Here is a 21,787-nt window from a genome sequence, read left to right as displayed (position 1 = left end):
TCATTCTACTTCAAACGGTATTTTAAATAACACCGTTGTCCCTCGATTGATTTCACTCGTAATGGTGATTGTACCATTTAAAATTTCAATACGTTCTTTCATTCCTAAAATCCCAAAGGAATGATCTTTTACTACTTGTGGGTCAAAGCCTATGCCATCATCTTTTACAACAATGTTGACGGCATCTTTTAACCATTCAAGCTTTACCCAAATGTCTTTACACTTTCCATGCTTCATGGAATTGGTTACACATTCTTGTACTAATCGGAAAATGGATACTTCATAATTTGAAGGTATACGTTTTTCTGTACTTCTCGATTGGAAATGAATTTCAACACCTGGATTATATTCAGTCACTGTCGATAAATACTTCTTTAATGTCGGAATAATTCCCAAATCATCAAGTGCCATTGGTCGTAGATCATAAATAATACGTCGCACTTCAGATAAAGCATTACGTACCGTTTTCTTTAAATCGGCAATTTCAGCCAAAGCCTTTTCAATACCTTTTTCACGATACGTTCTATCTATTAAATCAGTGCGCATAAGGACATTTGCAAGCATTTGAGCAGGTCCATCGTGAATCTCTCTCGATAAACGCTTACGCTCTTCCTCTTGAGCTGCAATAATACGTATCCCAAAATCCTGCTTCATTTTTGCTTGTTCAAGGGCTAAACCAACATTTCTTAAATCTGAAGTTAAGTAATTCAAAACGACATTTACCTGATTAACAATATGATCAGCACGTTCAATTGTATCGAGTAATCCTCTTAATCTTCTCTCTAGATCATCTCTTTTATCCCGTAGCTGTTTTTCTTGTGTTCTAATAACGGAGAGCTTTACTTGAAAATCATGTGCAGTTTCATAGGCTTCTCTAACTTGTTCTTCGGTATAATTATCAAAAGCTTTACTCACTAGCACAAGTCGTTGCTTAGCAAGCTGCGTACTTTTTTCCAATGCATCGCCATCATCAATTACGATTGATATTTGTTTTCGAACAATTTCCAGCTCTTTTTGCATATCTTCAAAGCTTCTGCGGCTTTGTTCACTTATAATAAAGATATCATCCTTTGAGCTCATGATTGTATCTAACATTCGATTAAAAATGTCATCAAGCGACTTTAAATCGAAGGTATCATTTGAAAACATAGTATACTCCCCAGTCTAATGTCTTATGATTACTTACTAATTTAATAGACTAAAATCACATATTCCATAGTCTACACCTATTATAGCATTACCATGCTAAAATTTAATGCTTTTTCTTCATGAAAATTATAGAATAGAACTCTAGTTAAAAGGAGATTGATACGAATGAGAGAAAACTATTTAACAGTAAAAGGATATGGTGAAAGCGAAATTGTCATTTCCAAATCTCGCTTTCTCACTTATATAGAACGTGCAGAAACGGAAGAGGATGCAATTTCTTTTATAGATGGTATAAAAAAATTGCATCATAATGCAACACACAACTGCTCCGCATATATTATTGGAGAGCATGATCATATTCAAAAGGCAAATGATGATGGGGAACCTAGTGGTACAGCAGGCGTCCCTATGTTAGAGGTCTTAAAAAAACAAGGGTTAAAAGATACGGTCGTTGTTGTGACCCGCTATTTTGGAGGCATTAAGCTCGGTGGTGGTGGCCTTATTCGTGCTTATGGAAAAGCAACTACAGAGGGATTAATTGCTGCACAGATAGTTGAACGTAAATTGCATCATTTCATGAAAGTAGCTATTGATTATACATGGCTAGGAAAAGTCGAAAATGAAATAAGAAGTTCATCTTATTCTTTAGAGGAAATACGTTATTTGGAGGGTGTTGAAATCATTGTTTCTGTGCTAAAAGAGGACGAGGAACAGTTCCGAAGTTGGATAACAGAAATGACTAATGGACAAGCTTCCATCACTTTCGAAGATGCTCAATTTGTAGAATTTATTGTCAATTAAATAGTTTTAATTGTCGAAACTAAATATGCATAGTATAATTTTTTTGTTAAGCTATTTTATTGTCCACACAATTACTTAGTTAAAATTGAATAAAAGTTAGCTTTATCGCATTATTATTCCCAATAATTAGAGGAGAATATATCTATTATGAAAAAAAGATCTGTTAGTCCGACTAAAAAGAGGTCTTCTAAAGCTTCATTAATTATAAAAGTTACACTTCTATTAGTTGCCAGCTTGGTAATTTGTGTAACGGCTTATGCTGTTTACCTGACTAAACAGGTAGAGCATGCTGCCGATTCTGCACATGAAGAATTAGAAGGCCGAGAAGTTTCTACACTTCGCGAAGAAAAAGTAGAGCCAGTACATGATAATGTATCCATTTTATTTGTCGGGGTTGATGATAGTGATAATCGAGGACAGGGTTCGGACCATTCACGTTCCGATGCACTCGTTTTAGCTACATTAAATAATAAAACACAAACTATTAAAATGCTAAGCATACCCCGTGATTCATACGTTTATATTCCTGAAGTAGGCTATAAAGATAAAATTACCCATGCTCATGCATATGGTGGCACACTGGCATCAATTGATACTGTTGAAAAATTATTAGATATTCCAATTGACTATTATGTACGTATGAATTTCAATGCTTTTATTGATGTAGTTGATGCATTAGGCGGTATTGAAGCTGAAGTACCTTATGCTTTACATGAATTAGATGAATTCGACAAGTATACAATCAACCTACAACCAGGTTTACAACAGTTAAACGGTAGCCAAGCACTTGCACTTGCAAGAACACGTAAACAAGATAATGATATTGAGCGCGGTAAACGTCAACAAGAAATTCTTTCAGCTATTATCAAAAAAGTTGCCTCTGTTAAGACAATAACAAAATACGATGATGTTATTAAGGCACTTGGTGATAACATGAAGACTAATATGACATTTACTGAAATGAAATCTTTCTTGTCCTATTTATCAGAGGGTGTACCACGAATCGATACTTTAACATTAGATGGTACTAATGATACATCAACTGGGATATATTATTATCAATTAAATCAAGAATCTGTTAATGAAGTGAAAGAAATATTAATAAATCATCTTGGATTAAATGAACCTTCATCAAGTCTTACTAGTAACCGTACTGAAAGAAATGCTATAAGCGAAGAATCTTCGACGAATGAGCAACCTCAATAAATCTAAAAAGCCTTTCCATTTTAATTCATGGAAAGGCTTTTTTTATATGAACTCTTATTAGACACTACTCCAATGTTTTAACAACTGTCACTCTAAGAACGCTTATTTCATCATCAAGATAGTACTATCCGTCTATTTGCCTCTTATACTCACCTCTTGACAGTTTTTATAGTCCCATAATTAACTGCTGATCAAAGCCCAACAGCAGCTAAGTGAATTCATTATTAATCAAACAAAATAATTTATAATTTCTTATCATCTACAAGAAAGTTTAGTGATATTCACTATCCGCTAATTTTCCAATCTTAAAATTAACCTTACTGTTCTGTCTTGTCTAATAACCATAAGAGAGCTCTACTCTTCAAACGTATTGTGAAACTATACTAATCAACATCATAAATTTTTACCACTTATTACTATAAATAAGATTGATTGTTAGAAGTTTATTTAGTAATATAAAAATTGTAATAATTTGAATTATTTGTTATTTATAAAGGGGGCTGCATGTATTTTTTCTAGTTTAGAGAAACGAATTACAAATATACTTATTCAAGAAAGTCATTTTGAAGTTGAACGGGAGAAAATTTTATTCGGTGTCAGGATTATACTGAATGATTTTTGGAAATTTATTATCGTGTATATAATCGCTATGCTGTTAGATTGTTTCTTAGCAACTTTGGTAGCACATTTAGTTTTTTATTTCTTAAGGCAAGTTTGTTTTGGATTTCACTTTCAAAATAATCTCGTTTGCTTAATTGCAAGTATCATCACTTTACCAATTAGCGTTTACATCATCAAGAATATGAATTATTTTCAAGAATATATGACAATAGTAGCTGCAATCTCATCGCTAATTCTAGCTATATTTGCTCCAGCCGAAACTAAGAAAAGGCCTGTATATAATCAGCGCCATAAAACTTTTTTAAGAAAGAAGTTACTCATTCGTTTATTAATTATTTGGGCAATAATTTTTGTACTCTATAAAAATGCAATTACGCACTTTATTTCATTTGGGGTTACTTTAATAGCAGTATTCGTACTTTTTCAAAAACTAGCAGGAGGTAAACTAAAATGAAAATAAAAAAAACAATTCTTAATAAAATATCAGGTCTAGTAATTTTATTTGCAAGTTCAGCAACAGTCCTTGGTTGTACTTTTTTATTTAATGAGTTAGATGTTCCTGAGTCTTTACGAAATCAGCATGAATTTAACAAATAGTAGGAGGAAGACCAATCGAAGAAAAGCTTGTTTTTACAATTTTATTGGAGTTTCTTACTATTGGAATATCACTTTTCTATTTGCAAAAATTAAAACCTAGCAGAATTACATTTTTAATTAGTGTAAGTATTTGTATATTGACTGTGATAACCTATGTATTTCTTGTACCCTGGATGGCTATAATCGTGTTTTTTTGTACAAGTTTCATTGCTTTATTACTCAATTCTAGCTTTTTTAAAATTTGTTTAGACTTTACTGAAATTATATTTATTGGGATGGTATCAGACCATTTAGCCCAAATTATATCAGGTACAAGTGCTATAAATAATGACTACTTGCAATTATTAATTTTCATTTGCTTTTATCTAATTCTGTTTTATCTATTACAATTTTTTGTACATAAATTTTATACAAATAATCAATATACATCTCTAGCAACTATTTCGAAGGTATTCCTTTCCTTATTATCTTGTATAACTATTATTGTCCTTTACTTAAATATTTTTGTACCTAGTACATTTGAAGAACAGCAATTAACCAAAATTAATTTAATTATTCAATTAAGTTATTTAATTATCATTTTCGTAGTATCAATGTTTCTAATTAAAAATAATAAAGAAAAAAGCCGATTAAAATACCAAAAAATAAAACATTCCCAATTCAACGATTACATGAAATCTTTAGAAAAAGTTAATAGTGATATGCAAATGTTTAGACATGATTATTTAAACATTCTAACAACGATATCTAGTTATATTGCAAACGAAGATATGGAACAACTAAAAAATTACTTTAATCATAAAATTATAAAAGTGGAAAAAGAAACATTAAAAAAAAACTTGATGATGAAAGACTTTAGCAATTTAGAAATTATTGAGCTAAAAGGGCTACTAACGACAAAACTTATTTTATCGACAGAAAAGGATATCAATGTCCAGATTGAAATTCCGGATAAAATCAAAGATATTTCAATGGATATAATAGATTTTTCTAGAATTTTAGGTATTTTAATTGATAATGCAATAGAAGCTAGTGAAAAATCCAATGAACCAGAAATTAATATCGTATTTTTACAAACACCAAATAGTTGTATATTTGTCCTTGAAAACTCCTTCAATGGAGAAGTTGATATTAGTAAAATTTTTCAAGAAGGCTTTTCCACAAAAGGTGGTAATCGGGGCTACGGTTTAAAAAATGTTTTAGATATAAAAAAAGGTTATCCGAACCTTTTTTTAAATACAAGATTAGAAAATAATAGATTTATTCAGGAACTCGAATTAACAAATAGGAAGTGATTTAATGAGAGTTATCATTTGTGAAGACGACTATTCTCAGCGTCAATTTATTCAAAATGAGATAAAAACGTATGCAAGTTTTCATTTACCTAGTATTGAAATTGCCTTAATAGCTTCCAACGCAGAAGATGTTATTAATTATACTAGTCATACTCAAGGAGATTGTTACTTCTTAGACATCGAGTTAGAAGGTGATATGAATGGTTTAGAGTTAGCTAGATTAATTAGAGAAAAAAATCCACTTGCTAATATTATTTTTATTACTGCATTTGCCAATAAACTAAAACTGACCTTTAAATATAAAATAGCTGCTATGGATTATATTGTTAAATCAATAGATAAGGCTATTCTATCTAAAAATATTACTGAAGCTCTAGATACTGCTTATAAACGGTACCTAAGTTTAGGTAAAACCCAAACTGCTAACATCATACAAATCAAGATTGGTGATAGCATTAAAAATATTAAGTTTGAAGATATTTATTATTTTGAAACAGCTTCAGTAGCCCATAAAATAAAATTACATACAAAAAACGGAATTTATGAATTCTATGGTAAATTAAAGGAATTGGAAAAACTTGATAGTAGATTCTGTAGATGTCATAATAGCTATTTAATTAATATTGAATATGTAAAAGAATTTACTCCTAAAAGTGGATCTCTACTAATGAATAATGGACATGAATGTTTAGTTTCATATAGGTATTCAAAAAACATAAAAAGAAATACTCATATACGCGTCCTATAAAAAACCTCTAAATAGTAACGGGACTGATCCCAATAAAATAATACAAATAAAAAAGCATCTTGGATTGAATTTGGGATTAAAAACTTAAACTTCAATTAGGAGGTGCTTTTTTATGAGAAAGTGAAAAAACATAAACAAACAAGACAACCCTACTATATCGCCATGAATTTATTCAATCGTGACTTTGCGACAACGGACCTTTCAAGTATTCAAGATTTATATAATGGTGAGATTAACGCTTATTCAATTGGTGAGCACCATGATACGATTTTCGTGTTGCATACATTAACCCAACTAAATCATTTGCCTGAAGGTTGTACGTAGCCTAGTATTAATGCTCGGTATACACATCTATCGTTACCAATAAGCCTAAAAGGGAAAGGCATTATCAGCATGTCCTGTAAAGGTACACCGGCTGATAATGCCTCAATCAAATCGTTTCATTTCTGCATTAATGTCTGAAACGTTCTACTTAGAAAATTGAAAGCGTACTACAATAGCCATCGTAGAACAAAACGTCAAAGATTATATAAATTATTATAACTATATTCGAATATAAACGAAATTAAACAACCAGTTGCCGGTTCATCCTGTCTTATATAAAGGGATTAGTCCCAAATTTATTCGCAGTTTTTTATGGGTTACATAAAAATGAATTTGATTCGGAACTAGCTATAACAAATACAGTTATACCATTAACCTTCGTTTTTTTCAGTCCAGTTACAAATAATTTTTTAATACTGATATAGCCATTTTTTCTGTCTTACCAAACAAATCCCACCGGCCAATTTGCAATTTTATAGTGACCAGAGAGATTATTCCTCTCCGCTATCTCTTCCATTAAATCAACTGTATGATCATAGGTAACATCATTAATTTTATCAATTGATTCTGGAATTCGAATATAACCTGATAGCAATTCACCGAGGTGGAATGCATGTTGAAATACAGCTGCTTCACCAACAGGTTCGTACTCTGGTATAAAATGTGGCATAACTATAGTATGATCAAAATTCACATGATGGAATGCCCCAACATCATTTGAAAAACCAACGCCTGCCTTATAAAAACCAACGACTTGAAAATTCATTACTTCAGAAATCATTTCCAAGGAAAACGTATCGCCGAGTTCATAAATATCCTTATATGCACTTCCCAATACAACACTAATTGGCTCACTCGGTGCCGTAAGCGTAAAATCAGACGTCCGAAGGTTTCTTCCCTCATCAATACTGTCATCGAAGCGATCGAAAATGCTTTCACTTAATAGAACCGTCTTTAGTGGTGTCGTTAAAATTTCATTGCCTTCCCTATCTTGCTTCACAACATTAATTAGGTTTGAAGTCACCATCTCAGCATTAGAAGTTTGATTCTGATCATATCCATCCACAAAACTTGTATTGCGTCCATAATACCCCCTATAAATTAAGGGATATTCGGCCACATGAATATAATCAAAAGTTGATTTCATTTCCTCATACATAGCCTTTACCTCATCAATTGGAACATTTGTTATACCACCGGAAACCTCTTCAAAAGCAAAAACGGTTTTATAGTACGGTTCAAATGCAGGTATGCCAGAGATATAATTTATGTAATCCTTGTAATCTTCAAATGTCGGAGGTTCAAGTGTCATAGTTTGGGATTCTTCCGGTACAACTGTTTCGGTCTGAGTTTGTTGTATATCTGATACACTAACTTCATCTGTTTTGCTACATGCTATCAACATAACAAGTAGCATCATTCCTATAATGAAATAAATAGGTTTTACTAAGCGTAACAATAAATTTACCATTTATTACCAAGCATAGAAAATACGAGGTGTCGCATTTGGAACCAGACCTATAGCTTGATTAGAAAATGCATAGGCGATATCACCTGAATTTAACTTATTTGGACCTGTAGTGTTAACCTTCCCATTGGACCAAATTTCAGCTCGAGCTGTGAAAGTTGGCGCTGTTGTTCTTACCCAGCCATACGCATAATGATCACCACCATGGTTATTTTGATTAATATATAACCCAACGTCACTACCCAAAAGTTTATAAGAAGCAAAAGTTTGAACCTTACTCATACTATTGTCATGTGTTGCCGTATCGCTTCCACCACCTGCTGTCTCATCCATGACATACTCTTTGCCATCAATAGTAATTGACTTTGGCAATTCTGGCGATTCTGGCGATTCAGCAGCCAAAGCTGGAATACTAGCAAACATCATTCCCGCAACTGCCATGCTAGCTGCCATGCTACGTAAAATACTTTTTTTCTTCATTCTAATCTTCCTTTCTTTTCTCTCAATTTCATTTTTTCATTCATCCTATAACATTATAGAACTACAAATATTTTAACATTTATAGAAAAAAAAGGGTGTTCTTCTCTTAACTGCGATTTTTTTAATCCTATCCGCATTCATTATGAATGAAAAACACTTTAAAGAAATTTGAAATTATCATATTACTAGTTTTAAACATATATAAGTATTTTTGTACTTATTATTAACTGGGTTTAATTTAGTAACTTGTCTATTATTGAATATGGATAAATAACATTAACTAAGCAATATTAATAAGAATCTCTAACTCTAACGAAATGATAAATGAACATTTCATATATAGTTCAGGGTTTTCAATTTGATAAAATCCTTATATCCACGCTATTTATAAATACAAAAAAGCAATCATACAAATTGTATGATTGCTTATATTTTATTTACTAAATATCCGTACAAAATTTAATAATGGTTTATAGTTTTTACCAGCCAATCCGATGACCTCTACAAAGATTTCAATAGCTGTTAGGATGACCGCTACAAGTAATATAGCTCCCCAAACCTTTGCCATAGAGAAAATGATAGCTGCTAATCCAAACATTACTGCAATTCCGTAAATAATTAGAACTGTTTGTCGATGTGTAAAGCCCATATCGAGTAATCGATGGTGTAAATGGGATTTATCTGGGTCAGACCATTTCTTCTTCATGCGAACACGACGAACAATCGCAAAGAATGTATCAGAAATCGGAACACCAAGAATAATAATTGGGATGATTAAAGCTACGAATGTAATATTTTTGAAACCAAGTAACGCTAACACGGAAATCATAAATCCAAGGAACAATGCTCCTGTATCACCCATGAAAATTTTGGCAGGGTGGAAATTATAAAATAAGAAACCAAGTGAAGCTACAGCTAAAATGGCTGCTAACGCTAAAACAAACACATTGCTCAAAATAAACGCCATGACAGCTATTGTTATCAGCGCAATCGTAGAAACACCTGCCGCTAAACCATCTAAGCCATCAATTAAATTAATGGCATTTGTAATACCGATGATCCAGATAATCGTTAATGGAATACTCAGTAACCCAAAGTCTAATGTACCTAAGAACGGTAGATTAACCATTTCAATTTCAATACCGCCTACAAAAACAACAATCAGTGCTGCAACTAGTTGACCAAGCATTTTTGCTTTCGCAGAAATCTCACGCATATCATCAATAACACCCGTGATAACGATTATACAAGCACCAATAATGATAGCTAATAAAGCCTCGTTACTACCATGTTTTGTATGAACTAAAAATGAGTATAAAATCGTCACGCCAATAATAAAGGCAAGGAAAATGGCTAAACCACCAAGTCTTGGCATAATTCGAGCATGTACTTTTCGATAGTTTGGTGCGTCGACTGCACCTATTCTAAACGCTAAACGTTTCACTAATGGAGTTAACAAAATGGATGCAACAAATGCTGCTATTAAAGACACGTAAAGCATGTCTCTCCTCCTCAAATAAATAATCTACATTGAAATCCAAATTGATTATAGCATGAACAAGCATTGAAATATACTTTTTCTAAACATTTTCCACGATTTCACAAATATTTTGTACATTTTAGCATTAATAGATTCCTATACAGTCAAATGTAGTCACCATTCGCAAAATTTGATAGAATAATGGAGTGTCTAGCATGTAGACAACTTTAAAGGAGCGTATATTTCATGTTCTCAATTTTCAAAAGTAATAAAGAGCAAACTAGTGCTCGTCAATTAAAACGCTACTACAAAATAGTAGATCAAATTAACAATCTTGAAGAAAAATATGTTAACAAGTCAGATGCCGAATTACGAGAAATGACTTTTATTTTCAAAGATCAATTAGAACAAGGTGAGCCTATTACATCGATCATCCCAGACGCATTTGCTGTAGTACGCGAAGCCTCAAAGCGTGTATTAGGAATGCGTCATTTTGATGTGCAGCTTATCGGTGGTCTAGTATTAACAGAAGGTAATATTGCTGAAATGCCTACTGGTGAAGGTAAAACACTTGTTGCTTCTCTCCCCTCTTATGTGCGTGCATTAGAAGGTAAAGGTGTTCATGTCATTACAGTTAATGATTACCTAGCGAAACGTGACTATGAGCTAGTCGGTCAAATCCATCGTTTCCTTGGCTTAACTGTCGGTTTAAATGTACCGATGATGGAACCTGGTGAAAAGAAAGAAGCCTACAATGCAGATATTACATACGGTGTGGGTACTGAGTTTGGCTTCGACTATTTACGTGACAATATGGCTTATAGCTTAGCAGATAAAGTACAGCGTCCTTATCACTTTGCTATTATTGATGAAGTGGATAGTGTATTAATCGATGAAGCAAAAACACCGTTAATTATCGCAGGTAAAATGCCTTCTAACGATGAATTGCATCGTATTGCTGCTATGTTAGCAAAACGCTTTAAAGCAGACGAAGATTATGATTTCGATGAAGAAACAAAGGCTACTTCTCTTACAGATAAAGGAATAGAAAAGGTTGAAGCAGCCTTCAATGTAGACAATCTGTATGACTTAGAGCATCAAACACTTTTCCATTATGTAATCCAAGCTGTGCGTGCACATGTTATGTTTAAGCGCGATGTTGATTACATTGTAAAAGAAGACAAAATTGAGCTTGTTGACATGTTTACTGGTCGTATTTTAGAAGGTCGTTCACTTTCTGATGGCTTACATCAAGCAATTGAAGCTAAAGAAGGCGTAGCCATTACGGATGAAAATAAATCCCAAGCGCAAATTACTATTCAAAACTATTTCCGTATGTATCCTAAGCTTTCTGGGATGACAGGTACAGCGAAAACTCAGGAAAAGGAAATTCGCGAAGTGTACGGCATGGAAGTTATCCAAATTCCAACAAACCGTCCACGTCAACGTGTTGATCAGCCTGATATTATTTTTAGCACACAAGAAGCAAAATATAAGTATGTTGCAGCTGAGGTGAAAAAGCGCCACGAAAAAGGCCAGCCAATTCTTATTGGAACAACATCGATATTACAGTCTGAAACTGTAGCTGACTATCTGAAAAAGGAAAAATTAACATTCCAATTACTTAATGCAAAAACAGTTGAACAAGAAGTTGAACTTATTTCACAGGCAGGTCAAAAGGGTCGTATTACTGTAGCGACAAACATGGCTGGTCGTGGTACAGATATCATGCTAGGTGATGATGTCCATGAACTTGGAGGTTTATATGTAATCGGGACTGAAAAACATGAAAGTCGCCGTGTAGACAATCAGTTACGTGGACGTTCAGGTCGTCAAGGTGATATAGGTGAAAGCCGCTTCATTCTCTCTATTGAAGATGATATGTTCCGACGCTACGCAAAAGAAGAAGTAGAAAAATTCTCTGCAAAAATGATTGTAGATGATAAGGGCATTATTCAAAATAAAGAGGTACAAGAGCTTATAGACCGTACACAGCGTATTGTTGAAGGTTCACAGTACAGCATGCGTGAATACAACTTAAAGCTAGACGATGTCATTAATGACCAGCGTGCGGTTCTTTATGGCTTACGCGACAAAATTTTAGCTGGTGAAGACTTGATGGGTGAGCTAAAAAAAATGCTTCGTGAAACCGTTGAATTTGCTGTTCATGACGCTGCACCTGAAGATGTATCTTCTATTGATTGGGATTATGATCAAATGGAGTACGCACTTAACTCCCTGTTCATCACACCCGTTACAATCGATCGCGAAGTTGGAAAAGTAAAGCAAATTTTAATGGATGTTCAGCCTTCTGAACAAGAACTGTTAAGTCATATGGAGAAATTTGCTGAAAACGAAAGAGTAATGGAAGTACTTCCTCAAATCATGCTTAGCCATATTGATAGTGGTTGGGTAAAGCATCTAGAGGCAATGAGTCATTTAAAAGAAGGAATCGGTTTACGTCACTATCAGCAAGAAGATCCAATGCGTATTTACCAACGTGAAGGACTTGAATTATTCGGTAAAAACTTCCAGGAATTACGTCGTTCAATAATCATTGAAATTACAGGCTTCATGAAAACAGTTGAGGCACAACAGGAGGCACAATAATGGGCTTATTTTCATTCTTTAAAAAAACTGATAAAGTTGTTCAGGAAAACACAATTGATTCAAAAGATTTATTAGGAAATACTGCAAAAAACACGGGTGATAATCGTGATGTAGAAACAAAATTATCATTCCATCCTGAGTGGGATGTGCCACAAGAACAAAAATACATTTTTAACTTCCTAGCGAATGAGCTAGAACCATTGAAACCAAATCAATTATCACTATCTTCTATTAGTATTGAAGAAGACATACTCACTCGTAAATGGCTTGTTCGTGCATTTTTCCGTTCATCCTTACCCCAAGCAATTGAACTAGGTGAAATTGAGCTTTTCATCTTAGATAAAAACGATGAGCTTGTAGCATCTAAAAAATTCGATTTTAAAGCACTAGGTACAATTCCAGCAGAAAGTGCCCGTCCATGGGTGTTTGAGTTTGAAAATGCTACAATTAAGGCAGATGAAGTGCCAGAAGATGGTTGGAAAATTGCCTTTAACCTAGTTTCCCTTCGTGGTCATCAATTAGAATTAGATCCATCATGGGAAGAACAATTACCAGAAGCACAAAAAGAAGAGCTTGCGAAAATCGTCAAAACTTTACCAGAGTTAGGCGAAACAGAGGTAAACTTCACTGGTTTACAGGCAAAACTAGCTGAAAATGGTAATTTAAATGCAACCATTTTTATCCGCAATGGGCATAAGAAAGCAATCAATTTAGAGCAATTACCGTTAGAAATTATTGATGCAACAGGAAAACAAATTGCAAAAGGTTCATTTAAAATGAATCCAATTTTAACTGTTCAACCAAACTCTACAAAGCCTTGGACGTTTATTTTCCCAGCAGAACTTGTGAATGCTAAAGACGCTGACCTCTCTCGTTGGACAGCACGTGTAACACAATAACCTAAAACCCCTTCTCCTAAAAAAGAGAAGGGGGTTTTACTAAAATTAAAAGCGATTTTTGCCTAGACAAAAATCGCTACTTTTTATTTCACGCTATCAAAACGTTTGTAGGCTACTAATTTAGAAGACCAGTAAGAGTACGTAACATCCGAAACTTCTACACCATCTGTACCTGCATGAATGAATTTATTATCACCGAGATATATTCCCATATGAGAAATACCTTCTTTATACGTATTCTCAAAGAACACTAAATCGCCAGGTACTGGATTTTCTACATGGGTAGTATTCCCGTAAAAATAGCCCTCACTGCTTGCTCTTCCTATTTTTAAACCACCTTGATTAAAGGCATAAAAAATAAAACCACTGCAATCAAGCCCTACAGGTGTATTTCCACCATATAGATAGGGTGTTCCAACCAATGTATTGGCAACTTCCACTGTTTTGTTATAAATCGCTTGTCCATTAGCTGTAGGGTCTTTCGCAGTTACTTTTGACGGAGTGCCCGTACCTGAAGTCACATTATTATGTATAGTACCGCCATCGGGTATTACTGCGCCTGGAGAAAGCTTCAACACTTGCCCAACAAAAATTGTGTCTTTTTCAAGCTTATTCCAATCCATTATCTCCTTAATTGTCACATTATATAGCTTTGCGATTTTTGATAATGTGTCACCTTTAGCTACTGTATGAGAACTTGCTGCTGGTTTTCCAGATGTTGATGGAGTGGAAGGCTTTACTTCCTCATTCGATGATTGTTTTGGAATCTCAAGCTTTTGAGCTACATAAATCGTATCTTTCGATAGATTATTCCACTTCATAATATCCCCAATCGTGACTTGATGATTTTGAGCGATTTTCGTTAAAGTATCTCCTTTTTGTACAGTATATGTTGCTGCTTCTGCTGTTTGTAATGCTAAAAATGAAGTTGCTAAAGTACTTAGAACAAGAATTCTCCATTTTTTTGTCTTTTGCATACCAAAGTGCCTCCGTTCGTGCTAGAATATTCTCTTGTGTGTCTATCATACTAGATAATTATTGCATGAAAAATCGGAAAAACTGACTATTTTTCAAACATTATAGGAAACTTATAGAATACGACGAAATCCGACTATATTGAAATACTGTTTTCATTGCAAGATTAGTGCTCCTATGATAACATACATTTCTGTATTTAAAATTTTTAGAAAGTTTTATCTTTTCAATCTTAAAGGAGTTAATATACTTATGAAAAACATCTTGCATTTCATCAAAGGAAATTTAGCAGTAGGATTACTACTATTTGCCTTGTTCTTGGGTGCTGGTAATATTATTTTCCCACCATTATTAGGCCAACAAGCAGGTGAAAACGTCACTGTAGCCATGATTGGTTTCCTGATAACAGGTGTTGGTCTACCACTGTTAGCGATTGTTGCTGTTGCCAAAGCAGGAGGCGATTTACAACTGCTTGCTAACCGTGTTAGTCCTGCTTTTGGGGTGATTTTCACCTCCATTGTTTACTTAGCAATTGGACCGTTCTTTGCTGTACCACGAACAGGATCTGTGTCCTACGAAATAGGCATTGCTCCGTTTCTCTCTGAAGGTATGAGGGATCATTGGGCACCACTTTTTATCACATCTATTTTGTTTTTCACGTTAATTCTCTATTTATCTATTAATCCTTCGAAGCTCGTTGATCGAGTAGGAAAAATTTTGACACCTGCCCTACTTTTCGTTATTTTATTGCTTGCTGTTAAAAGTTTTATTTCTCCTATGGGAGAACCAGGAGAAGCTGTAGGAAACTATAAAGTGTCACCTTTAGCTGAAGGATTTGTACAAGGTTACTTAACGATGGACGTTCTAAGTGCTCTTGTTTTTGGTATCGTCATTTTACAGGCCTTGCGTGATATGGGTATGAAAGATACAAGAAAACAAGTTAAAACAACGATTTTTGCGGGGGTCGTTGCTGCAATAGGTTTATCCTTTGTCTATATCTCTCTAGGGCATATTGGTAATACAAGTATCAATGCAATCGGTATTTCTGATAATGGCGGAAATATTATTGCAAAATCAGCTGAGGTGCTCTTTGGAAATCTTGGAAGTATTATTTTGTCTGCGACTATTTTACTAGCTTGTATATCCACAGCTGTTGGTTTATTAACTGCTAATGCACAATTTTTCCATAAGCTATTCCCTCAAATTTCATATAAAACGTTTTTAGTTGTCTTCACTATTTTTAGTACAGCTATTACAAATGTGGGACTTTCAACAATAATTAGTGCATCACTACCTGTACTATTAATTATTTATCCTTTAGCTATGGTATTGATGGTCTTGTCACTAGCAGATCATTTCTTTAAAGGTGGACAAATTGTTTATATTTTAGCGCTCGTTCCAACTTTCCTTGTCAGTCTATATGATGGCTTAAAACAAATGAAAGTTGAAATTACACCTTATGAAACTATCCTAAAAGCATTGCCAATGTATGAACAAAATTTAGGCTGGCTTTTACCAGCTATTGTTGGTGCATCAATTGGTATTATTATTCATAAATTGATAAAAAAATAATTTACAAGAATCTACTTGCCCATAGCGACAAGTAGATCTTTTTCTATCTCATATAAGTCCACCACTATAGCGATGGCTTCATGTATAATAAAAAATAGATACTCAATTGCATAATGTAACCATCCATTTAATACCTAATAAGGATACATTCTATTTTGAGTTCTAGAAAAGAGGTGTCCAATGAAAAAGTTATTATGGTCATTCGTATTTGTTCTAGGCTTCTTCCTTCTCCCTTTTACAACTACTCACGCTGCTGAAAATGATCAACAGCTTATCAAGGAAATTAAGGAGATTGTGAAAGATACTTACGTTGGAACAATTAATGGAAACTTAGAGAAGGCTACATCCATCTCTGAAATCATGAGTATGCTTGATCCTTACTCAACCTACTTCACTAAACAAGAATTTGAAAATTATATGAATAGCATCAACCTAGCTACTATAGGTATAGGTGTGGTGATTGAAGAACGCGAAGATGGAATTCATATTTTACAAGTAATCGAAGGCAGTGGCGCATTTGAGGCTGGTGTTCAGGCTGGAGATATCATAATTGGCGTTAATGGTGAATCCATTATCGGGCGTTCTACACAAGAGGCCTCTTCCCTTTTAATCGGTAATGAAGGGACTAAGGTGGAAATTACATTAAAGAATAGTGACGGTTCAAACACTACCAAAACTATTACACGTAAAACATTCACATTACCGAATGTACAAACTGACCTGCTATTTGGGAATGTGGGCTATATTTCGTTGGCTTCCTTTTCAGAGGATGGTGCACAGCTTGTTAAAAATGCACTGATAGACTTAAAAAAACGGGGTGCAACATCGTTCATCTTAGATTTACAAAATAATGGTGGAGGTTATGTGACAACAGCTGAAGAACTAACAGGATTATTCCAATCTGCTAAAGTGGCGTATTTATTAGAAGAAGCGCATAACTCTTATACCATCCCAGCAGTTCAACAAGATACAAAGTTTCCTAAAGATACCCGTATCCTTGTAAACCGCTATAGTGCCAGTGCTTCTGAAATGCTTTCCGCATCATTGAAAGACCAGAAGGCTGCTATTTTATATGGAGAAACCACCTATGGGAAAGGTGCTATGCAAGGCTTTTACACATTACAGGATGGAAGCTATTTAAAGCTTACAGTTGGTAAATTTACGGGTCCTGCGGGTCATACTATTCATGAAGTAGGCGTTAAGCCAAATGTTCCAACCACAACAGCACCTATTTTCCAGGCACATTATGATGCATTGAAGGAGAAATATCCTAAATATAAACAACTTTCCACAGTAAAAAAAATAGCTGACACACAAAAATTTACTGTGAAAATTCCTACAGGGCTTACTTCACAAATCGCTAAGAGCAACATTCAACTGGCTGCTCTAGGAGCTAATGAAGTACCCGTAGCAGTTAAAATTGAAGAGCGTTCAATAACTGTTACACCTAAGAGTGCTTTATTAGCGGATCAGGAATATATGCTACTTATTCACCCAAAGAGCAAAGATCAAAAAGGCTACTATCAGCATATAAAAATAAGCAATTAAAAAAACTGTCATCGATAATAAGTATCGATGACAGTTTTTTATATCACTTTTTTGGTTTTCCAAAAATATAATTGTACAATATCATTCGCAAGTTCTGCAGGTAACCTTTTTTCTTCTAATAAATTCGTGATGATGAGTCTTTCTACTGAGCCTACTAAACTATCGATCATGATTTTTATATCCACACTATACAATTGTAGATCTTTGTCACAATCATGCAGATAAATAAGGTGGATCAATTGCTGTGTCATTTGGTTTTTTACCAAATGTGCTTGCTTGGATTCAATAAAACCTATTTTTGTTAATTCAGGATTTTCAATTATGTATACGAACAAGTTCAATAACTTTTGCTCTAAGAGCGTGATAAAACCCTGTAATCCATATTCAATAATGTCAGTTGACTTACTATTCATTACTGCCAAGAATCCGCTTTGAAATTGCGCATTCAAATCGTTATAAAGGGCATCCTTGCTTTTAAAATAGAGATAAAAGGTAGGCTGAGTTACATTGGCAGCCTTTACAATGTCACTAATTTTTGTGTGATGATAACCTTTATCAGAAAATAGCTCTATCGCTTTTTCAAGTAATAGTTGTTTACTTTGTTCGCCATTTGAATTAACTTTTCTGCCTCTTGCCATACTTTCCACCTTATCTTAGTTTAGAGTAGTCATTTTCCCTTTTGTATTGCTTATATAGACACACTATTCTAAATCAAAAGTAACTATAAATTCACAAAACGTACATAATTTAATCTTGATTATATACCATTTTATTATAATACACCCTGTTTTTTTTTACTATAAACTACTATTAATATGATATTTAAATTGAAAAATGAAAAAGTGGATATCTAAGAATCACTTCTAAGAATACCCACCAATAAATTATATCAAAAAACTAATAATTCTATATTTTAAGTCTAAATACTATCTTGCCATTCAAGTAACCCACTATCAAAATATTATACATATGCGCAAATTTAGACATATACTAATCAACATAAAGCAAATCTACTATTTTGAAAAGTCCTCTTTTTTTGAAAAAAATTTTTTAATTTAAATTTTTTTATGAAAAAGTCAATGACTGCAATAGTTTATCTCACTAACTGACTTTGAAAAATATTTTTTCTGAAAATCAAACTATTTTACTTTTCAAAAAAAGTGTTATAATCGCCAAGAATTTAAATTTTTCATTTTTGGAGGCATATGATGGTATTACGTGACTTTTTCATTTACTTATCAGAGAACAAATTATTAAACAGCGCTGCACAAAAATATGGTTTAAAAATGGGTGCACAAAGTGTTGTTGCTGGCACAAGTCTACCAGAAGTTGTGCAATCGATTAAAGAATTAAACAAGGCCAATATTTCTTGTACAGTCGATAATCTAGGCGAGTTCGTCTACGAAAAATCAGAGGCAACTGCTGCCAAAAATAATATTTTAGCTGTTGTACAAGCAATTCATGATGAACAGCTTGATGCACACATCTCTCTTAAACCTTCACAACTGGGTTTAGATATTGATTACGCATTTTGCTATGAAAACTTAAAAGAAATCGTAGCTCTTGCACATCAATATAATATTTTCGTGAATTTTGATATGGAAAACTACGAGCGTTTACATAGCTCTTTTGAGTTATTAGAGGAATTACACAAAGAGTATGATAACGTAGGGACAGTTATTCAAGCTTACTTCTTCGAATCAGAGGAAAATATTGAGAAATATAAAAACTTCCGCTTACGTATTGTAAAAGGCGCTTATAAAGAACCTGAGAATGTGGCTTATCAATCTAAAACTGATATTGACCATAATTACTTAAAACTAATTGAATATCATTTGCTACATGGTAAATTTACTTCGATTGCAACACACGACCATAATGTGATCAACCATGTAAAACAATTTGTGAAACAACACAATATTCCAAATGAAAAATTCGAATTCCAAATGCTATATGGTTTCCGTAAAGAAATGCAGCTAGACCTTGCTCGTGAGGGCTATAATTTCTGCACATACCTACCATTCGGTAATGATTGGTACGGTTACTTTATGCGCCGTTTAGCTGAGCGTCCACAAAATGTAGCACTTGTGACAAAACAAGTGTTTAACAAAAAAACGAACATGGCAATCGGCTTAGGAGCAGCAGCATTTGCGCTTGGTCGCCTTTCGAAAAAAGGAAAATAATTATACAAGCATGAAGCTATCCATCAGTTTCAGGAACCTATCCAAAAAGCGAAAACATTGTTAATCATTGTTTTCGCTTTTTTTATTGAGCTTATAGTTTTTAACTCGATACTGTAAACTTTGTCGACGAATCCCTAAGGCAGCAGCTGTTTTGGAGATATTGCCTTGATGAAAATCCAATGCCTTTGAAATATAGTACTCCTCTACCTCTTTCATATAGACATCTAATGGTCGAATATCCTGTTGATTTTTAATGACAAACAAGTCACTCGTAGAAACCTCTTTTTCCGTCTCCTCACAAGAGCTTTGGATTTTCCATTTGAAATGCACTGGCAGCATATGTGATTCAACTATCGTCTCATTGGTGATCAATGAGGTTATTTCATCCAGCAGTACTTCTAATTCCTTTAAATTTCCTGGCCAATCATATTTTAAAAAGGTATCTCGCACTTCTTCTGAAAGCCCGTGAATAGATGAGCCAAAGCTATCACGATGTCTTTTGAAATAATCATCGATAAAAGGCATAATATCTTCTTTTCTTTCTCGTAAAGGAGGTACATAAATCGTAATACCCGAAAAAAGTCTGTAAAGCTTTTTGGATAGCTCATGCTTTTGAATCAAATCAATTGGATCTTTGCCAACACTAGCAATTAAAACATGCTGATGATTAGGATGATTATTAAAAAGTTCAACAATCTTTTCTTGTGCTTCTAGAGATAAATATTCAATGCGCTCAGCAAAGAAGGTTATTTTCTCCTTTTCCACAATATATTTTTCAAATTGCTTTAATACCGTTTTCTCATCTCGACGGCAAATTAAAGCAATAAACATATCATTTTGTACCTTTAGATCATGATGTATTCCCTCTGCAACCATATCAATCCCAGTACCTGATTCCCCTATTAACACAACAGGCATTCTACTTAGTGCCACAATTTTTGCTTTTTCAATGACATCCTTCATGACTGGTGATACAGCCGTGATGATGTCAAATGTCAATGGAGCGCCATACCTTCTCAATGGCTGATACATCATGTATTCAAGCTGTGTAATATCTCGGGCAAATTCCACAGCGCCTATTAAAGAGCCTTCATAGTGCAACGGATAAATATTGCTTATGTAGGTCACTTCTTGATTTTTTTTATTCCAATACGTTTTTTTTATATTGTGCACTGGCGTTTCAGAGCTGAGGACCTTATAAATATCGCTTTTTTCGATTTCAAAATCAATAATCTCTAAGGCTCGCCTCTCCTCAAATTCATCCTCATTAACGCCTTCTAATTCTCTCATTTTTTTATTGTATATAAGCAATTTGCCCTCTGTGTCTACCACACAAATTCCCATATCGCCTTTTTCAATGACGTATTTATAAATACTTAGTAGTACATTGTTATCCATTTTGTCCTCCTGTATTCCATTAAGCTTATTCTAACACCAATATGAAAAGCAGATGCAAAAATTAAAAAAGTTTTAAAAGTTTGAGTTGATTAATGCCAAATTATATTGCATTATATAATTAACACAATCTAAAAAGGTGCATAATCATTTGGCACTACTTATACCTGGGAGGAAACTGACATGATTCCATACAAACACGAACCATTCACAGATTTTTCACAAGAGGCAAACTACAATGCTTATGTAGAGGCTTTAAATAAAGTTGAAGGTTACTTAGGTCAAGACTACCCACTAATTATTGGTGGCGAGCGCATTACAACAGAAGATAAAATCGTTTCGTACAATCCTGCAAAGAAAACAGAAGTCATTGGTCGCGTTTCGAAAGCAAGCAAAGATTTAGCTGAAAAAGCGATGCAAGCGGCAGATGAAACAT

At 33.9% G+C, this 21,787-nt stretch carries 20 protein-coding genes and 1 pseudogene; 14 read left to right on the top strand and 7 right to left on the bottom strand.

The features are described from left to right. Nucleotides 1–1,149, bottom strand: a complete 1,149-nt coding sequence (locus NY607_RS19220) for a sensor histidine kinase (RefSeq protein WP_259420184.1) — start codon at nt 1,147–1,149, stop codon at nt 1–3. 165 nt (nt 1,150–1,314) lie between these two features. Here NY607_RS19220 and NY607_RS19215 point away from each other — a divergent pair, with 165 nt between their 5' ends. The 8 genes from NY607_RS19215 (at nt 1,315) to NY607_RS24365 (ending at nt 6,976) form a co-directional block, all read left to right on the top strand. Then, nucleotides 1,315–1,950: a YigZ family protein gene (locus tag NY607_RS19215; protein WP_131520838.1), complete on the top strand. Its 636-nt coding sequence runs from the start codon at nt 1,315–1,317 to the stop codon at nt 1,948–1,950. A gap of 147 nt (nt 1,951–2,097) precedes the next feature. Then, nucleotides 2,098–3,156: an LCP family protein gene (locus NY607_RS19210; RefSeq protein WP_259420183.1), complete on the top strand. Its 1,059-nt coding sequence runs from the start codon at nt 2,098–2,100 to the stop codon at nt 3,154–3,156. 472 nt (nt 3,157–3,628) lie between these two features. After that, nucleotides 3,629–4,231 carry an accessory gene regulator ArgB-like protein gene (locus tag NY607_RS19205; RefSeq protein WP_259420182.1) on the top strand — a complete coding sequence of 201 codons (603 nt, stop codon included), beginning with the start codon at nt 3,629–3,631 and terminating at the stop codon, nt 4,229–4,231. Further along, the gene (locus NY607_RS19200) at nt 4,228–4,374 is read left to right on the top strand and encodes a hypothetical protein (RefSeq protein WP_193767357.1); all 147 of its coding nucleotides are present in this window, start codon (nt 4,228–4,230) and stop codon (nt 4,372–4,374) included. Before NY607_RS19205 ends, NY607_RS19200 begins: the two co-directional genes overlap by 4 nt. A gap of 185 nt (nt 4,375–4,559) precedes the next feature. Then, a complete protein-coding gene (locus NY607_RS19195) occupies nt 4,560–5,669 on the top strand; it encodes a sensor histidine kinase (protein WP_259420181.1) in 1,110 nt (369 codons plus the stop codon). Nucleotides 5,670–5,673: 4 nt separating this feature from the next. Next, a complete protein-coding gene (locus NY607_RS19190; protein ID WP_259420180.1) occupies nt 5,674–6,417 on the top strand; it encodes a LytR/AlgR family response regulator transcription factor in 744 nt (247 codons plus the stop codon). 120 nt (nt 6,418–6,537) lie between these two features. Then, a complete protein-coding gene (locus NY607_RS19185) occupies nt 6,538–6,741 on the top strand; it encodes a hypothetical protein (RefSeq protein WP_131520834.1) in 204 nt (67 codons plus the stop codon). A gap of 172 nt (nt 6,742–6,913) precedes the next feature. Next, nucleotides 6,914–6,976 carry a hypothetical protein gene (locus NY607_RS24365; RefSeq protein WP_131520845.1) on the top strand — a complete coding sequence of 21 codons (63 nt, stop codon included), beginning with the start codon at nt 6,914–6,916 and terminating at the stop codon, nt 6,974–6,976. A 204-nt stretch (nt 6,977–7,180) separates the two neighbouring features. On the opposite strand, the gene NY607_RS19180 is transcribed toward NY607_RS24365, so the two are convergent. The 3 genes from NY607_RS19180 to NY607_RS19170 form a co-directional block, all read right to left on the bottom strand. Further along, entirely contained in the window at nt 7,181–8,053 is an 873-nt protein-coding gene (locus NY607_RS19180; protein ID WP_259420179.1) for a hypothetical protein, read from the bottom strand. A gap of 162 nt (nt 8,054–8,215) precedes the next feature. Next, nucleotides 8,216–8,689 carry a hypothetical protein gene (locus tag NY607_RS19175; protein WP_004230904.1) on the bottom strand — a complete coding sequence of 158 codons (474 nt, stop codon included), beginning with the start codon at nt 8,687–8,689 and terminating at the stop codon, nt 8,216–8,218. Between the two features lie 433 nt (nt 8,690–9,122). Further along, on the bottom strand, nt 9,123–10,190 hold the full coding sequence (locus NY607_RS19170) for a glycosyltransferase family 4 protein (protein WP_131520833.1): 1,068 nt from the start codon (nt 10,188–10,190) through the stop codon (nt 9,123–9,125). A gap of 225 nt (nt 10,191–10,415) precedes the next feature. On the opposite strand from NY607_RS19170, the gene secA2 reads away from it, so the two are divergent. Both secA2 and NY607_RS19160 read left to right on the top strand, forming a co-directional pair. Then, on the top strand, nt 10,416–12,779 hold the full coding sequence (secA2, locus tag NY607_RS19165) for an accessory Sec system translocase SecA2 (RefSeq protein WP_259420178.1): 2,364 nt from the start codon (nt 10,416–10,418) through the stop codon (nt 12,777–12,779). Continuing rightward, nucleotides 12,779–13,678: an accessory Sec system S-layer assembly protein gene (locus tag NY607_RS19160; protein ID WP_259420177.1), complete on the top strand. Its 900-nt coding sequence runs from the start codon at nt 12,779–12,781 to the stop codon at nt 13,676–13,678. Before secA2 ends, NY607_RS19160 begins: the two co-directional genes overlap by 1 nt. Nucleotides 13,679–13,761: 83 nt before the next feature. Here the strand turns inward: NY607_RS19160 and NY607_RS19155 are convergent, their stop codons facing one another. Continuing rightward, nucleotides 13,762–14,655, bottom strand: coding sequence for a C40 family peptidase (locus NY607_RS19155; RefSeq protein ID WP_131520830.1), 894 nt, complete (start codon nt 14,653–14,655; stop codon nt 13,762–13,764). A gap of 250 nt (nt 14,656–14,905) precedes the next feature. Here NY607_RS19155 and brnQ point away from each other — a divergent pair, with 250 nt between their 5' ends. Next, a complete protein-coding gene (gene brnQ, locus NY607_RS19150; RefSeq protein ID WP_131520829.1) occupies nt 14,906–16,225 on the top strand; it encodes a branched-chain amino acid transport system II carrier protein in 1,320 nt (439 codons plus the stop codon). Nucleotides 16,226–16,405: 180 nt separating this feature from the next. Then, entirely contained in the window at nt 16,406–17,773 is a 1,368-nt protein-coding gene (locus NY607_RS19145) for a S41 family peptidase (RefSeq protein ID WP_259420176.1), read from the top strand. A 38-nt stretch (nt 17,774–17,811) separates the two neighbouring features. Here the strand turns inward: NY607_RS19145 and NY607_RS19140 are convergent, their stop codons facing one another. Continuing rightward, entirely contained in the window at nt 17,812–18,411 is a 600-nt protein-coding gene (locus NY607_RS19140) for a TetR/AcrR family transcriptional regulator (protein ID WP_131520827.1), read from the bottom strand. A gap of 570 nt (nt 18,412–18,981) precedes the next feature. Here NY607_RS19140 and NY607_RS19135 point away from each other — a divergent pair. Further along, the gene (locus tag NY607_RS19135) at nt 18,982–19,956 is read left to right on the top strand and encodes a proline dehydrogenase family protein (protein ID WP_036074906.1); all 975 of its coding nucleotides are present in this window, start codon (nt 18,982–18,984) and stop codon (nt 19,954–19,956) included. Nucleotides 19,957–20,016: 60 nt separating this feature from the next. Here NY607_RS19135 and NY607_RS19130 read toward each other — a convergent pair whose 3' ends face one another. Then, entirely contained in the window at nt 20,017–21,354 is a 1,338-nt protein-coding gene (locus NY607_RS19130) for an AAA-type ATPase lid domain-containing protein (protein WP_259420175.1), read from the bottom strand. A 180-nt stretch (nt 21,355–21,534) separates the two neighbouring features. On the opposite strand from NY607_RS19130, the pseudogene NY607_RS19125 reads away from it, so the two are divergent. After that, a pseudogene (locus tag NY607_RS19125) lies at nt 21,535–21,787 on the top strand (L-glutamate gamma-semialdehyde dehydrogenase); the annotation flags it as partial.

This window comes from Lysinibacillus sp. A4 (assembly GCF_024919535.1).
GTDB lineage: Bacteria > Bacillota > Bacilli > Bacillales_A > Planococcaceae > Lysinibacillus > Lysinibacillus capsici.
This window is presented reverse-complemented; position numbering and strand designations above follow the sequence as displayed.